Source organism: Kiloniella spongiae, assembly GCF_001026905.1.
GTDB lineage: Bacteria > Pseudomonadota > Alphaproteobacteria > Kiloniellales > Kiloniellaceae > Kiloniella > Kiloniella spongiae.
This window is the reverse complement of the sequence record NZ_LAQL01000018.1, coordinates 79,620-94,772: the sequence shown is the minus strand read 5'-3', so window position 1 is coordinate 94,772 and position 15,153 is coordinate 79,620. Positions and strand designations below refer to the sequence as shown.

The 15,153-nt window shown below is 46.6% G+C and carries 13 protein-coding genes; 2 read left to right on the top strand and 11 right to left on the bottom strand.

Features of this window, described 5'->3' with window-relative positions:
* Positions 1-334: 334 nt before the first annotated feature.
* The 9 genes from WH96_RS19045 to WH96_RS19005 all read right to left on the bottom strand — a co-directional run bounded on the left by WH96_RS19045 (position 335) and on the right by WH96_RS19005 (position 10,858).
* Positions 335-1,957: a bifunctional metallophosphatase/5'-nucleotidase gene (locus WH96_RS19045; RefSeq protein ID WP_047765816.1), complete on the bottom strand. Its 1,623-nt coding sequence runs from the start codon at positions 1,955-1,957 to the stop codon at positions 335-337.
* A gap of 152 nt (positions 1,958-2,109) precedes the next feature.
* On the bottom strand, positions 2,110-2,298 hold the full coding sequence (locus WH96_RS19040; protein ID WP_156176865.1) for a hypothetical protein: 189 nt from the start codon (positions 2,296-2,298) through the stop codon (positions 2,110-2,112).
* A gap of 76 nt (positions 2,299-2,374) precedes the next feature.
* Complete coding sequence (locus tag WH96_RS19035) at positions 2,375-3,361, bottom strand: ABC transporter substrate-binding protein (RefSeq protein WP_047765814.1); 987 nt, start codon at positions 3,359-3,361, stop codon at positions 2,375-2,377.
* Positions 3,362-3,413: 52 nt separating this feature from the next.
* A complete protein-coding gene (locus WH96_RS19030) occupies positions 3,414-4,547 on the bottom strand; it encodes an ABC transporter permease (RefSeq protein WP_047765813.1) in 1,134 nt (377 codons plus the stop codon).
* Positions 4,544-5,473 (bottom strand): ABC transporter permease, encoded by a 930-nt coding sequence (locus tag WH96_RS19025; protein WP_047765812.1) that lies wholly within the window; start codon positions 5,471-5,473, stop codon positions 4,544-4,546. The genes WH96_RS19030 and WH96_RS19025 overlap by 4 nt, the downstream gene beginning before the upstream one ends.
* Positions 5,463-6,266, bottom strand: a complete 804-nt coding sequence (locus WH96_RS19020) for an ABC transporter ATP-binding protein (protein WP_047765833.1) — start codon at positions 6,264-6,266, stop codon at positions 5,463-5,465. Before WH96_RS19020 ends, WH96_RS19025 begins: the two co-directional genes overlap by 11 nt.
* Positions 6,267-6,547: 281 nt before the next feature.
* Positions 6,548-8,002 carry a dihydropyrimidinase gene (gene hydA / locus WH96_RS19015; RefSeq protein ID WP_047765811.1) on the bottom strand — a complete coding sequence of 485 codons (1,455 nt, stop codon included), beginning with the start codon at positions 8,000-8,002 and terminating at the stop codon, positions 6,548-6,550.
* A gap of 15 nt (positions 8,003-8,017) precedes the next feature.
* A complete protein-coding gene (locus WH96_RS19010) occupies positions 8,018-9,268 on the bottom strand; it encodes a Zn-dependent hydrolase (protein ID WP_047765810.1) in 1,251 nt (416 codons plus the stop codon).
* A 93-nt stretch (positions 9,269-9,361) separates the two neighbouring features.
* Positions 9,362-10,858: a CoA-acylating methylmalonate-semialdehyde dehydrogenase gene (locus tag WH96_RS19005; protein WP_047765832.1), complete on the bottom strand. Its 1,497-nt coding sequence runs from the start codon at positions 10,856-10,858 to the stop codon at positions 9,362-9,364.
* 552 nt (positions 10,859-11,410) lie between these two features.
* Here WH96_RS19005 and WH96_RS19000 point away from each other — a divergent pair.
* Both WH96_RS19000 and WH96_RS18995 read left to right on the top strand, forming a co-directional pair.
* Positions 11,411-12,052, top strand: a complete 642-nt coding sequence (locus WH96_RS19000) for a TetR/AcrR family transcriptional regulator (RefSeq protein ID WP_156176864.1) — start codon at positions 11,411-11,413, stop codon at positions 12,050-12,052.
* Between the two features lie 48 nt (positions 12,053-12,100).
* The gene (locus tag WH96_RS18995; protein ID WP_047765809.1) at positions 12,101-12,736 is read left to right on the top strand and encodes a TetR family transcriptional regulator C-terminal domain-containing protein; all 636 of its coding nucleotides are present in this window, start codon (positions 12,101-12,103) and stop codon (positions 12,734-12,736) included.
* Positions 12,737-12,808: 72 nt separating this feature from the next.
* Here WH96_RS18995 and WH96_RS18990 read toward each other — a convergent pair whose 3' ends face one another.
* Together WH96_RS18990 and preA are read right to left on the bottom strand one after the other, a co-directional pair.
* Positions 12,809-13,747 (bottom strand): DMT family transporter, encoded by a 939-nt coding sequence (locus tag WH96_RS18990; RefSeq protein ID WP_156176863.1) that lies wholly within the window; start codon positions 13,745-13,747, stop codon positions 12,809-12,811.
* A gap of 90 nt (positions 13,748-13,837) precedes the next feature.
* Complete coding sequence (gene preA, locus WH96_RS18980) at positions 13,838-15,145, bottom strand: NAD-dependent dihydropyrimidine dehydrogenase subunit PreA (protein WP_047765806.1); 1,308 nt, start codon at positions 15,143-15,145, stop codon at positions 13,838-13,840.
* Positions 15,146-15,153: the final 8 nt, after the last annotated feature.

Here is a 15,153-nt window from a genome sequence, read left to right as displayed (position 1 = left end):
AGTGCACGTGGTGAACGTCGCAACAGACGTAAGCGGGCCTAAGTAGCTCCACCAAAAGAAATAGAACGAGCAAAACCCCGCTTTTTGGCGGGGTTTTCTTTTGGCATCACTTCTACATTCAATACTCATGATAAAAGAAAAACAAACCCCTAAGATTTATCTCGGGGCCATCGAGTAATCTTGGTGCTTTACAGCTATCTGGGAGTACGATCTCAATAATCGCATTAATTGATCATTTCTTATGCAAAGAATATAACTCAGAAATGGCTAAGGCCCTGCTAAATGCAGAGCCTTAGTACATAGATCATATCAAAAAAATGAGGTCAGAATGACTTTATTTTTGAGCTGTGATCCGCCCGGAAACAGTGCCCTCTACAGGGCTGTTTGCTGTAATGTATTCAGCAAGAGCATCTTCCAGGCTTGGACCGAAGTCATAAGCATCAATGGCATGTTCAGCCAGAACACTATATCCATCACCACCGTTACGGACATAGTTGTTTGTAACCATGCTATAGATTTTATTTTCGTCCAATGCCACGAAACCATCTTTCTCGTTGCCCACTTCTACGGATACAACGCGTGAACCGGGTTCTGCTTTTGGGTCCCAAGTATAACGCCCACCTGAAAGCTGTGGGAAGCGGCCAGCACCTTCTTCTACTTTTGACAGGCCATTTTCAAGCGCTTCGATAAAATGTGCGCCCTTTAGCTTGAAGGTCGCAATGCTGTTCTGGAATGGTAGAACAGTGAGGACTTCGCCCATTGTCACTGGACCAGCATCAATAGAAGCACGAACGCCACCGCCATTTTGGAGCGCAATCACGGCGTCACCACCTGTGGAGTTCACCCGGGCAAGCATCGCATCAGCCACCATGTTTGCCATAGCACATTCACCAGCACGACAAACAGATCTGGAACCATCAATCACGTTGGAGGCTGCCCCCACTTCCCGCTTTTGAATTTCAGCCAATGGCTTGTTCATTTCAGCAATACGCGCCTGCATCTTGGCATCTTCCGGATAAGTCTGATCCAGAAGCACGGTATCCCCGCTCCAGCCTTTCAGGTTGCCTTCATCATCAAACGTCAGGTTAAGCTCACCCATAAACTTGGAATAGGCATAGGCCTGTACAATCGGAACTTTCTTGCCATCCGGTGCCGTTTCAACAACAGGATAAGGCCCTTCGGCACGGTCATTGGAATTAGAAAGCAACGTGTGGCTATGGCCGCCAACGATTACATCAACACCAGTCAGTTGCTTGGCAACTTCTTTATCACGTGGAACGCCCAAGTGACTTAGCAAAATAATTTTGTTAACACCCTGTGCCTGCATTTGGTCAACAATTGGCTGCACCGCATTTGCAGTATCAAAGAAGGTGATATCGTCACCCGGGCTTGACGTCTCATCAGTATCTTCCGCCAATGCGCCAATAATACCAATCTTTTCACCACCGCGTTCCAGGACAATAGAAGTCCCGTATTTACCACGCAAAACAGACCCAGGCGCCGCAATCGTATTAGCCCCAACAATTGGGAAGTTGGCTTTTTCAATAAAGTTCAGGAAGACATCGGGGCCATCATCAAATTCATGGTTACCAATAGTCATGACATCAAAACCGGTCATGTTCATCAACTCGACAGCGGCCTGGCCTTTGTAATTTGTATAGAACAGTGATCCCTGAAACTGGTCACCAGCATCAAGAACCAGTACGTTACCCCCCTTCGCTTCCAAAGCAGCACGACGATCATTCAATGCTTTTGAAACACGTGCAAACCCGCCAAAACATTTACCTTCCGCAAGATCTTCTTCACCACAAGTGGAATCATATTTGTTCACAGGCAGAATGCGCGAATGTAAATCATTAATATGTAGAATGTTTAAGGAATAATCAGCCTGCACAGGTGCTGCCATCAGACATAGCCCGGTTGCAATAGCCGCCGCTCCGGAGAGGTGCTTTAACATTATGAAACTCCCAAAAAATTATTCTTATTACCCAGAAAACTATTATTTTTATAAGAGAGAAAGAGTAAAAGTCTTTTGCTTATCAGTCTACTGATAATTGTGAAAATATTAATCAGAATTAATACCAGAATATCACATTTTAATAATCAATATTAGTCGATTAGATTTTGAAACAATTCCAACTTTCCATTCGCTGATCTTTTCAATTCTTTATGAGGCATCACTGTGACTGTGCCAGGAAAAGGTAAAGACTTTTGCGCCCATAGAGTGAGCTCTCCGGCCTGATCATCCGACAAATCAATGGCCAATCCGATATTAAGTTTTAGATGTGAAAAAGACATAAAAAAACAGGCCACCAAATTCAGGTGGCCTGTCGTCATAACGTAGGGTGATTTAACTCAAACCACCAAATCAGTTTTATTTAATGGCATCAACCACTGCGTGGGTCCAGGCACCTTCCGGCTTTTTGGTGATAACAGGATCAGAACCACCACCAAGAAGCGTGCTAACAGTACGCTCGTAATCCGCAGGATCAAGTTTGCCGTCGGAACCGGACGTAAGCTTGTTGATCTCACCCATCATACGAACCTGATGCTTTTCTGTCTGAGCACCTGTCGCGTCGTTTTCAAGTACGATTTCCGCAGCTTCTTTCGGGTTCTCGCGCGCATATTCCCAGCCTTTCATACTCGCGGAAACAAAGCGTGCCATTTTATCAACAAAGGCTGCATCTTTCAGGTTATCTTCGAGAACATAAAGACCATCTTCCAATGTCGCGACGCCCTGTTCTTCATATTTGAAAACAACAAGTTCGTCAGCCGGAATACCCGCATCAATAATTTGCCAGTATTCATTATAGGTCATTGTAGAAACACAATCGGCCTGCTTTTGAAGAATTGGATCAACGTTGAAACCCTGCTTTAAAACGGAAACACCTTCAGCCCCACCACTGGTCGGTATTTTTAATTTCGACATCCAGCTCAGGAAAGGATACTCGTTTCCGAAGAACCACACCCCCAGGGTTTTTCCCTTGAAATCATCCGGGGATGTTATGCCTGTTTCTTTACGGCAGGTCAGCATCATGCCAGATGTTTTAAAAGGTTGTGCAATGTTGACTAATGCGACCCCTTTTTCACGGGACGCCAAAGCAGACGGCATCCAGTCAACAATTACGTCTGCGCCACCACCGGCGATAACCTGTGGCGGAGCAATGTCCGGACCACCGGGCTTAATATTCACATCAAGATCGGCATCGTCATAGAAGCCTTTTTCTTTCGCAACATAATAGCCCGCGAACTGTGCCTGCGTTACCCACTTCAGCTGTAGATTTACCGTGTCCGCAGCCTGTGCAGCACCGCCAGCAATCCCAAAAGCTAACGCAGCAGCACCCAATAACAGTTTCTTCATTATTATCTCCCTGTTGTGGTTCCATCTCAGCAAAACAGAATAATCCAATGGATTAACGACTGCTTCGAAAGGACGGATGCCAAAATGTACATGCCCGTTCAATAACGACCATGATTCCATAAAAAGCAGTACCGGCAAGCGCGGCTACTGCAATCTCAGCCCAGACCATATCGACGTTCATACGGCCCACTTCGGTTGAAATACGAAACCCCATACCAACAATTGGCGTACCGAAGAACTCGGCAACAATGGCACCAATCATGGCAAGGGTCGAATTAATTTTCAAGGCATTGAAAATAAATGGTAATGCCGACGGCAAACGAAGCTTGATCAGGCTTTGCCAATAGCTCGCGGCATAGGTCTTCATCATATCCTTTTCGATGGATGATGTGATCGACAAACCAGCCACCGTGTTCACCAGCATCGGGAAAAAGGTCATGATGATAACAACGGCCGCCTTTGATTGCCAGTCAAAGCCAAACCACATCACCATAATTGGCGCAACGCCGATAATAGGCAACGCACTGACCAGATTACCAATCGGCAGTAATCCCCGTTGAAGGAAAGGACTTCGGTCAATCAGAATGGCAATGATAAAGGCGCTACCACAACCAAGAATGTAACCAATCAAAACGGCTTTTAAAAACGTCTGTTGGAAGTCGGCCCATAATATATCCGTTGAAGCCATAAAGCGCGCACCGATCATGCTCGGCGGCGGCAACAGTACCGTTGGAATTTGCAGCCCACGAACCACAAGCTCCCAAAGCAGCAATAACCAGACACCAAACAACACAGGGACAACAATGCTGTAGAAACGTTGTGCAGCGGGTGTTTTCGTTTTCTTTACTGACAACTGATCAACCAAAAGCCATGCCATCAACCAGGCAGATACCACGAGACACCAAAAACCCGACGTCAAATTCTGGTCAACAACATCAAGACGGGCAAGAAGCATCCATGCGCCGACGTGGGGCAAGATCAACATCACTAAATCTGCAATTAAACCTTTTAGTCGATTGAGGATCACGGCTATGGAAGCCAAAATTGAAACAATTGCAAAAGCGGTAAGACCACTATCATTCCAAAGAGAGAAAGCTTCACTGTTTAACTTACCCAAAGGAAAAAACAGGGCCAGAATTGAAAGCAGGCCACTCAGGATAGCGAGTGATTGTCGAAAACTAATCATTGCGCCATCCCCATTTTCTTCAGGACAATTTTATTGGATATGCCAACCAGAGAAACCAGCCCGGCAGCAAGTAAGGCAGCCGCGATTAAAGCTGACCAGATCTGAATGGTTTGCCCGTAATAGGAACCAGCCAATAATCTTGCCCCCAAACCTTCGACAGCACCTGTGGGAAGTTCCCCGACAATAGCCCCAACAAGGCTTGTCGCGATAGCAACTTTCATTCCAGTAAAGAGATAGGGCACGGAAGATGGCCAGCGTAATTTCCAGAAAAGGTCCCAGTTGGACGCGTTGTAAGTACGCATAAGATCAAGATGGATAACCTCGGGAGAGCGCAACCCCTTTACAATCCCGACAGTAATCGGGAAGAAGCTTAGGTAGGTCGCAATAAAGGCCTTTGGTAAAATGCCCTGAATACCTATCGCATTCAGAACCACGATGATCATCGGGGCAATCGCCAGAATAGGGATTGTTTGGGATGAAATAATCCACGGCATCAGGCTTTTGTCCAAGCTCCGGTTATGAACAATGCCCACCGCGAGCAAAATTCCCAGAACCGTCCCGATTATAAAGCCAAGTAACGTTGTCGAGAGTGTTATCCAACTGTGATAAACAAGCGACCTTTTTGATGTTATTTTTTTGAGAATTGTTGTCTTGTATAGTTCAACGATAACCTGATCTGGTGCAGGCAAAACTGGACGCTCTTGTGCCAGTGTATCGCGGACCAGTTGGCTTGTTGTCCATTCAACATTATTACGTTTGTAAATTTCCTTTTGAAAAGGGCTATTCAGCATAACTGCAGAGAAATACCAAATAGCAATGATTGCCATAACAATCACCAATACAGGACCCGTTTTCCCTGACATCAGCCGAGACCACAGCCCCTGCCCCCCGGCAATACCGGGAGAAATAAGAGCATCAGTCGTCATAGCTATGCCCTTCCTTCAATCCTTCGCGTACCCGGTGGGCAATTTCCAAAAATTCCGGCGTCTCCCGAATATCCAGTCCGCGATCACGTGGAAGATTGCAATCAATCACATCATAAATACGCCCCGGTCGTGGGGACATAACCACAATTTTAGAAGACAGGAAAACCGCTTCGGGAATAGAGTGTGTGACAAAGAGAACGGTCTTGTCGGTTTTATCCCACAAGCGCAAAAGCTGCTCATTCAAATGATCACGGACAATTTCATCTAAAGCCCCGAAAGGTTCATCCATCAATAAAAGTTCCGGATCAAAAGAGAGCGCACGGGCAATAGAGGCTCGCTGTTGCATCCCCCCCGAAAGCTGCCAGGGATATTTTCTATCAAACCCCGAAAGATTTACCAGTTCCATATTACGGGCAATTCGCTCCTGTCGTTCGGACTTGGGAATTCCCATAACCTCTAGCGGTAAAGAGATATTACCCGCGATGGTCCGCCAGGGATAAAGCGCTGGTGCCTGAAAAACATATCCATAATCGCGGTTAAGGCGGGCCTCGCGTGCGCTAACACCATTAACCCAGAGTTCACCACCAGTGGGTTGCTCCAAATCGGCAACCGCCCTGAGCAAAGTCGTTTTACCGCACCCGGAAGGTCCGATAAAGGAGACAAAATCCCCCTGATTGATAGTGAGATCAATATCAGACAGCGCATGAACAGGTCCGTCATTTGTCTCGAAAGTAAGAGACAATCCTTTGATATTAACAACAGAATTCGCATTCTCATCCTGTTCGACAGTCATCGTCTCTGGTTCATTAGTTTCTGGGTTCATCCCGTTTGTATCCATCTTTTCTGCCTGTCCGGTTGTTCCCTGTTTGGTACCCTCGGTGGCGCCAGTTGCATTCCCAGTTGAATTTGTGGCTGTAGATTGCAGCATGGCATAACTCCCTGTGTATAGAACTCTGTCTTTAGTGACAGTTATTGTTCTCGTTTGGAATGGCGCAAAGTTACGTTTGCGCCACACTTTTTTTAATCACTGAAATTAATTCAGCATGTTTTTACGTTAGAAACTAACGGGCATATCTATACACCAGCAGGCATATTTTCAGCTTTGCGTTCCACTTTACGCGGTGCTGTAATTTCTTTCCACTTGGAAAGTGCTTTATTTACGGCCGGGTATGCATCTCTTCCAACGAATTCACCATGACCAGGTTCAGCCTTAACAGTGCTTTCTTCAACAGAAACCTTGCCGCGTGTCAGTGTAAACCGCGGCAGCCCGGTAACTTCCTTGCCTTCAAAAACATTGTATTCAATGACAGACTGCTGGTTATTCGCCGTAATGGTTTTAGAACGATTTGGATCCCAGACAACCAGATCAGCATCAGCACCAACCATGACAGCCCCCTTCTTAGGGTACATGTTCAGAATTTTAGCTATGTTTGTTGATGTCACAGCAACAAATTCGTTCATTGTCAGGCGCCCAGTTCTTATACCGTGCGTCCACAGCATCGGCATACGATCTTCCAGCCCACCAGTACCGTTTGGAATTTTGGTGAAATCCCCCACGCCAAAACGTTTTTGTTCCGCTGTAAAGGCACAGTGATCAGTCGCCACCACTTGAAGCGACCCCGATTGAAGACCAGCCCAGAGACTATCCTGATGTTGCTTATTCCGGAAAGGTGGAGACATCACTCGTTGCGCGGAGTGATCCCAGTCCGGATGTGCATATTCACTATCATCTAAAGTCAGATGTTGAATAAGTGGTTCCCCAAAAACACGCATTCCCTTTTGGCGCGCACGGCGAATGGCTTCATGGGCCTGCTCACAGGATGTATGCACGATATAAAGCGGTACCCCCGCCATATCGGCAATCATAATGGCACGGTTCGCGGCTTCGCCCTCGACCTCTGGCGGCCTAGAATAGGAGTGCGCTTCAGGACCGTTGTTTCCTTCGGCCAATAGCTTTTGTTGAAGGGTCGCAACTACATCGCCATTTTCTGCATGAACCAAAGGCATCGCACCCAAAGCAGAGCAACGTTGAAACGATGCAAACATCTCATCATCATCAACCATCAAAGCGCCTTTATAGGCCATGAAATGCTTGAAGGTATTGATCCCACGACCAACAACTTCTTCCATTTCATTAAAGACCTGCTCGCCCCACCAGGTCACAGCCATGTGATACGAATAATCAGAACAGGCAGAGCCTGATTTTTGCTGCCAAATAGCCAAAGCTTCCATCAGGGATTGTCCCGGAGCAGGCAAGCAAAAATCAACAACCATTGTTGTGCCACCCGCTAAACCAGCCCGTGTCCCGCTTTCGAAATTATCGGCAGAGTGCGTGCCCATGAACGGCATTTCAAGATGCACATGAGGGTCAATACCGCCGGGCATAATATAGCAGCCGGTGGCATCTAGGGCTTCATTACCGGAAAGGTTTTGTCCGATCTCCGTTATTTTCCCGCCTTCGACCAAAACATCCGCTTCGTAAGATAAATCTGCGGTAACGACAGTACCGCCTTTGATAACTGTACTCATGATTTTACCCTTTCTTTATTCTACGATTTCAGCGGTTTCAACGACGGCATGGAACAAAACATCAGCCCCCGCACCAGCCCATTCCGGCGAAATTTCCTCGTCTTCGTTATGGCTAAGCCCATCAACACATGGGCACATAACCATGGCCGTTGGTGCAACACGGTTCACCCAACAAGCATCATGTCCTGCTCCGGAGACGATATCACGGTGAGAATAACCAAGACGCACAGCTGCATTACGCACCGCTAAGACACATCCCTCGTCAAAGGTGACGGGATCAAAAGCACCAGCCTGTTCAATTTCCATAGTCAATCCGATTTCTTCGACAATCTCGCGCCCTTCAAAGCGCAGAGCCTGTTCCATCGCGGTGATCACATCCTTGTTCGGATGACGGAAATCAATGGTGAACACAACCTTGCCCGGGATGATATTACGGGAATTCGGATAAACATCCATATGGCCAACCGCCCCCACGGCATGCGGGGCATAACGCAAGGCAATGTCATTTACCAGTTCGGTGATACGTGCCGCCCCCAGACCAGCATTTACCCGCTTAGGCATTGGGGTTGAGCCCGTATGACTTTCCTTACCTGTTAACGTCACCTGTAGCCAGTTGAGGCCCTGACCATGGGTTACAACACCAATATCAACGTTTTCGTCTTCCAGTATTGGTCCTTGCTCGATATGTAGCTCGAACATCGCGTGAAGTTTTCTTTCCCCAACGGGTTCGTCCCCGACAAAACCAATACGCTTGAGTTCGTCCCCAAACTTCAGCCCTTCGGCATCTTCACGATCATAAGCCCAATCCTGCGTATGAACACCCGCAAAAACACCAGATGCCAGCATGGCAGGGGCAAAACGCGTGCCCTCTTCATTGGTCCAATTCACGACCTCAATCGCACGTTTGGTTTTGATACCCATATCATTCAGGCTGCGAATAATCTCCAATCCTGCGAGAACACCGAGCACACCGTCATACTTTCCGCCCGTAGGCTGAGTATCAAGGTGAGAGCCCACCATCACAGGCAACAGACTTGGGTCCGTTCCTTCGTGACGCGCAAACATATTTCCCATGCTATCGATCCCAACGGTCATGCCCGCCTCTTCACACCAGCGTTTAAAGAGGTGCCGACCCTCGGCATCTTCATCCGTCAAGGTCTGGCGGTTGTTTCCCCCGCGGACCCCGGGACCAATTTTTGCCATCTCCATTAAAGAATCCCATAACCGTGGGGAATTGATATGCATATTATCGGCTGGTTTGCTCATGATAAGCTCCCTGAAAATATTTTCTATAATTCGTTATTTCTATTGAAAAGGGCATCGGAACCATGCTGCTCGCCGTTCCCGATGCCCTTTATTTTAATCCATATTCGGGAAGGTAAAGACTGCGCCTTCCTTGATGCCAGCAGGCCAACGTGTCGTCACCGTTTTAAGCCTTGTATAGAAACGCACACCTTCAGGGCCGTAGATTGAATGATCCCCAAAGAGAGATCGCTTCCAACCACCAAATGAATGATAGGCGACAGGCACCGGAATTGGTACATTTACACCAACCATGCCGACCTCGATATCATCGGCAAATGACCTTGCTGCATCCCCATCGCGGGTGAAAATTGCTGTGCCATTTCCATATTCGTGTTTGTTGATAAGATCCACAGCATGATCATAATCCTTTGCACGGAGCACAGAGAGAACAGGACCGAAGATCTCTTCTTTGTAGATAGTCATATCATCGGTTACGCGATCAAAAAGCGTCCCGCCGACAAAGTAACCATCTTCATAACCTTGCAATTTGAAATTACGGCCATCAACAACAAGATCAGCACCTTGTGCAACACCTTGGTCGATATAGCCAAGTACCTTTTCCTGATGAGCTTTGGTAATGACCGGTCCCATATCAGCATCCGCATCGGTACTTGGTCCAATCCGCATGCTCTCGACACGGGGTTTCAAGATTTCAACCAACTTGTCCGCGGTTTCTTCACCGACAGGAACAGCAACAGAAATGGCCATGCAACGCTCACCTGCGGAACCATAACCCGCCCCCATCAAGGCATCAGCAGCTTTGTCCATATCCGCATCAGGCATAATGATCATATGGTTTTTAGCACCACCCAGCGCCTGAACGCGCTTGCCTTTTGCCGTTCCACGGGAATAGACATATTCCGCAATCGGGGTTGATCCGACAAACGAAATTGCCTTCACATCCGGATGATCCAAAAGAGTATCCACAGCTTCTTTATCGCCATGAACAACGTTTAAAACACCGTCCGGAAAACCTGCTTTTTTAAAGAGATCCCAAATCAGCATCGGGGCTGATGGATCACGCTCTGACGGTTTGAGAACAAAAGTGTTCCCGGCAGCAATTGCAATTGGGTACATCCAAAGCGGCACCATCCCAGGAAAGTTAAAAGGTGTAATGCCAGCAACGACACCGAGAGGCTGTCGATCTGAATAGCTATCGACCTGAGGTCCAACGTTCCTGCTGAACTCACCCTTTAAAAGTTGAGGAATACCACAAGCAAACTCGACCACCTCGATACCACGGGCCACTTCCCCCAAGGCATCATCATGTGTTTTACCATGTTCACGGCTGATCTCACGCGCAATATCATTAGCATGCGCATCGAGCAATTCCTTGAAGCGGAACATGTAACGCGCACGTTTAAGCGGTGGTGTTGCGCCCCATTCTTTTGCGACGGCTTTCGCAGAGGCGACAGCTTGATTCACCTCATCAACAGTCGAAAGCGGCAGCTCTGCAATTTGCTCACCCGTCGCAGGATTAAAAATTTGAGAGCTTCGTGTATTTGAAGAAAGGCGTCGTTCGCCTGCGATTGCATTACTGATACGTTCCATTTCACCACCCATAAAGTCACTTAAGCGTTTGTTACGCCTATAAATTTGAACCTGTTATTCTCTACGCGCATCTAATGCACACGCCAGAAAACAACCTATGACAAGAGGCCGCAGGACAACGGGGGTGAAGGAAAAGATAATGTTTTACGCAAATAACGAGAACCTGTTATCGCGTCATAAAAAGGGAAGCAGCTTAAGCGACAGACATAAATCGTTTTAAAATTATTGTTGCGATTTCTCTGACACTTGAATTTAAAGATAACTTCGTGAAAAGCATCTTCACCATGAAGTCTTTTATCTCAGTCGTTGCCACCTATTTTATGCATGTACCTATACTCCCTGTACTACCGGTGTCTTATGTCCCCGGCCTTGTTTTTATTTTGGCAGTTGTTTAACCTGCCTTTGTAATTATTTACTTTATGGTCAATATTTAAGAGAATATTTCTTAAAATCCTGACCATTTGGTCAAATTAACGCTACTAAATCCTGACCATTTGGTCAACACTAAAAACACATGTCGGATCCCGCTTGGGCAACACGGCAGGAAACAAAATGACAAAAGTGGAAAGAGCAATAAAATCAAACTCTAAGGCGAGTATTCGGCAGGAAAAAGAAAAGATAATTCTCAAGGCCGCAGAAAGTGTTTTTGCCGAGTATGGTTTTCGGGGAGCAACCACAAGCATGATTGCTGAACGGGCAAAAATCCCCAAAGCCAATCTGCACTATTATTTTCCAACAAAACAAGCCCTCTATCGCCAGGTTGTTGATAACATTTTCAACATCTGGCTTCAGGCCGCGGATTCATTTGATGATTGTGATGATCCTGTCGAAGCCCTGACCCGCTACATCGAAAAGAAGATGGATATTTCCCGGGAAAACCCTATGGGGTCAAAGGTATGGGCCAATGAAATTATCCGCCGCGCGCCAGTTATTCAGGACTATCTGGAAACCACACTAAAAGACTGGACGGAATCACGCGTATCAATCATTCAGCGCTGGATAGATCAAGGTCGTATCAACCCGGTTGATCCCCACTATTTGCTCTATATGATTTGGTCAACAACACAGCACTATGCTGATTTTAACCACCAAATCGAAACCCTGAACGGGGGAACACCTTTGAGTGATAAGCAATACCAAACAGCAAAAGACAATGCTATAGAGATCATCCTCAAGGGTATCGGGGCACGGTAAATTAGTATTGTCCGATGATTTAACATTTAAAAGAAGAAGTAAGTGGTTATGAACCCAAGAGCCGGTCAGACAAAAAAGCGTACCCGTATACAGGCAAAGAACGAAGCCAAAATCCTGGAAGCTGCGTTGGATATCTTTGCCACCTTCGGCTTTCGGGGCACGACCATTGATCAAATTGCCCAAAAAGCAGAGATGTCAAAGCCGAACCTTCTCTATTATTTCCGTCGCAAAGAAGATATCTATATTTCCGTTTTGGAACGCACATTGGATGAATGGCTCACCCCGTTAACAGAGCTTGATCCAGACGGCGATCCCATCAGGGAGATTGGCAAATATACAAGTCTTAAGTTACAGATGTCTCAAAATGACCCGACGGCATCACGACTTTTTGCCAACGAGATCCTTCACGGCGCCCCTATGATTGAACATGTCCTTAAAGGATCTCTAAAGGATTTGGTTGATGAAAAAGCCGCCGTCATTCATCATTGGGTCAAATCCGGGAAACTTACCAAAGTTGATCCCTATCATCTTATTTTTATGATCTGGGCGACGACACAGCACTATGCAGATTTTAAAATCCAGATGCGCGCAATATTGGGTGATGAAGTTGATCAACCGGATTACTTTGAAAAGGCTGGCAATACAATCAGCACTGTCTTTTTCGACGGCATCAAACCAAGATAAACCCCTTCAGGGTTTTACTATTAGCTCTGGTATTACTTGCCAAATCAATCGTCTACATTCTCATTTCGGGGATTAATTACTACTGCGCTGCAAAAATACCATTGCAGAAGCCGTGATTATAGCACCAATGATTAGTTTAGCATCGGGCATTGAACCAGATACGACACTTTGAATAATAAGAACAATTGCCGGGGTCAGGAAGGTATAGGCCATGACCTTGGCTGCCGGCAGTCGAAAACTTGCAAACTTCAGCAAATAAAAAGATAAGGCCGTATTACATAACGCCAGATAGACAATCGCAGCATAAATGGACCAATCAAGTTGAAGCCAAGGACTTGTCCGAATGTCCTCAAAGCCATAGATACCCAGCAATATCATCCCGGCAATAAGAGTCCAGAATGTCAGTACTAACAGGTTTTCACCGCCGTGATATTTACGGACAAATGGTGAATAGGCACTATAACTAAAGCAACCAATCAGAAAAATAAGCTCGCCTTTGCCAAGAGAAAAATTGAGCAAATTTTCGATACTGCCACCAAAAACAATCCAGATTGCCCCAAGAGCCGCGATAATCAATCCAACCCACAAACGAATTGACGTTTTTTGCCCCAGTAAAAAGAAGGCAATAACAGCTGTCATCATTGGAATAAGCGTGAAAACCGCCCCAAGATTAACCGGGCCGCCCCAGCGAAGACCTTCGAACATGGTGATAAAAAACACAACCAGTAGAAAACCAAGCCAGAAATATTTGAGAAGCAAGAGCGGCCCCGGCCATTGCCATTGTCTTTTCACAAACAACAGTACGCCAAAGGCACCAACGGCAATAACAAAGCGCAGGAATGTCAGGGCGCTTGGATCAAGCGCATGTGTTATAGCAGATCCGACAGGAAAAGAGGTGCTGACAAAAAAAATGAACAGCAACATGGCACCATGCGCTGTTCGGTTATTTGAAGTCCGATTATCTGAGTTTTGGGATAGCGTTGAAGCTTCTGAATTAGATCTGACTGACACGCTATCTTCCTTTAATGGCTCGATAATTATTTCTAAGCTCGAGAAAGCCAAGCACACAGAAGATAACGCGTCAGATAAAAATTACCAGATCTATTCTGCAGCTTTTACCGCTGAAGGATTATTTGGATGAGTGGTCCAATTTGCATAATCATGATCAATTGGCTTGTTTGTCCGCGGATCACTGCCTTCTGTCATTTGTTCCATGGTAATACAGCCTTCCACAGGGCAAACACTAACACAGAGATTACACCCAACGCACTCATCATCAATCACTTCGAACTTACGAACACCATCAACCATAGAGGTAATCGCCTGGTGCGATGTATCTTCACAGGCAATATGACAACGACCACATTTAATACAAGCATCCTGATCAATTTTAGCTTTGGCAATATAGTTCAGGTTCAAGTACTGCCAATCCGTCACATTCGGCACGGCACGGCCGACAAAATCATCAAGCTTGTCATAACCCTGCTCATCCATCCAATTGGACAGGCCTGCATTCAATTCTTCGATGATTTTAAAGCCATAGGTCATTGCAGCCGTACATACCTGAACAGAACCAGATCCCAGCGCCATAAACTCGGCGGCATCTTTCCAAGTTGTGACGCCACCAATACCCGAGATTGGCAGACCATGAGTTTCAGGATCACGCGCAATCTCGGAAACCATGCTCAAAGCGATGGGTTTCACAGCAGGTCCACAATAACCACCGTGAGTTCCTTTGCCATCAACAGTTGGATTAGGTGCCATAGCATCAAGGTCAACAGATACAATAGAGTTAATGGTATTGATAAGAGAAACAGCATCAGCACCACCGCGATGAGCCGCCCGGGCAGATTGGCGTATATCTGATATATTTGGTGTTAATTTAACGATAACCGGAAGGTCAGAATGAGTTTTACACCACCGCGTCACCATCTCGACATATTCAGGCACCTGACCGACAGCGGCCCCCATGCCGCGCTCTGACATGCCGTGCGGACAGCCAAAATTCAACTCAACGCCATCGCACCCTGTTTCTTCAACACGCTTTAGAATGTCAATCCAGCTCTGTTCCTCGCAGGGAACCATCAAAGAGACGATCAATGCTCGATCGGGCCAGTTCTTTTTTACCCGGGTAATTTCTTCAAGATTGGTTTCCAACGAGCGATCTGTAATCAACTCGATATTGTTCAAGCCCAGCAAACGGCGATCCGGACCATGGATAGCCCCATAACGAGGACCGTTTACATTCACGACCGGGTCACCTTCCCCCAAAGTCTTCCAGACCACGCCGCCCCAGCCAGCTTCAAAAGCCCGCACGACGTTATATTCTTTATCTGTCGGTGGCGCAGACGCCAACCAATAGGGGTTCGGAGATTTAATACCCAGGAAATTGCAACTAATATCAGCCATAATCTTGT

Excerpts from the sequence above, each read along its gene's own strand:
- WH96_RS19020 (WP_047765833.1), bottom strand. The coding sequence starts at position 6,266 with ATGACTGTCGAACAGGATGAGAATGCGAATTCTGTTGTTAATATCAAA.
- WH96_RS19025 (WP_047765812.1), bottom strand. The coding sequence starts at position 5,473 with ATGACGACTGATGCTCTTATTTCTCCCGGTATTGCCGGGGGGCAGGGG.
- WH96_RS19010 (WP_047765810.1), bottom strand. The coding sequence starts at position 9,268 with ATGAGCAAACCAGCCGATAATATGCATATCAATTCCCCACGGTTATGG.
- WH96_RS19030 (WP_047765813.1), bottom strand. The coding sequence starts at position 4,547 with ATGATTAGTTTTCGACAATCACTCGCTATCCTGAGTGGCCTGCTTTCA.
- hydA (WP_047765811.1), bottom strand. The coding sequence starts at position 8,002 with ATGAGTACAGTTATCAAAGGCGGTACTGTCGTTACCGCAGATTTATCT.
- WH96_RS19000 (WP_156176864.1), top strand. The coding sequence starts at position 11,411 with ATGACAAAAGTGGAAAGAGCAATAAAATCAAACTCTAAGGCGAGTATT.
- WH96_RS19040 (WP_156176865.1), bottom strand. The coding sequence starts at position 2,298 with ATGTCTTTTTCACATCTAAAACTTAATATCGGATTGGCCATTGATTTG.
- WH96_RS19045 (WP_047765816.1), bottom strand. The coding sequence starts at position 1,957 with ATGTTAAAGCACCTCTCCGGAGCGGCGGCTATTGCAACCGGGCTATGT.
- preA (WP_047765806.1), bottom strand. The coding sequence starts at position 15,145 with ATGGCTGATATTAGTTGCAATTTCCTGGGTATTAAATCTCCGAACCCC.
- WH96_RS19035 (WP_047765814.1), bottom strand. The coding sequence starts at position 3,361 with ATGAAGAAACTGTTATTGGGTGCTGCTGCGTTAGCTTTTGGGATTGCT.
- WH96_RS19005 (WP_047765832.1), bottom strand. The coding sequence starts at position 10,858 with ATGGAACGTATCAGTAATGCAATCGCAGGCGAACGACGCCTTTCTTCA.
- WH96_RS18995 (WP_047765809.1), top strand. The coding sequence starts at position 12,101 with ATGAACCCAAGAGCCGGTCAGACAAAAAAGCGTACCCGTATACAGGCA.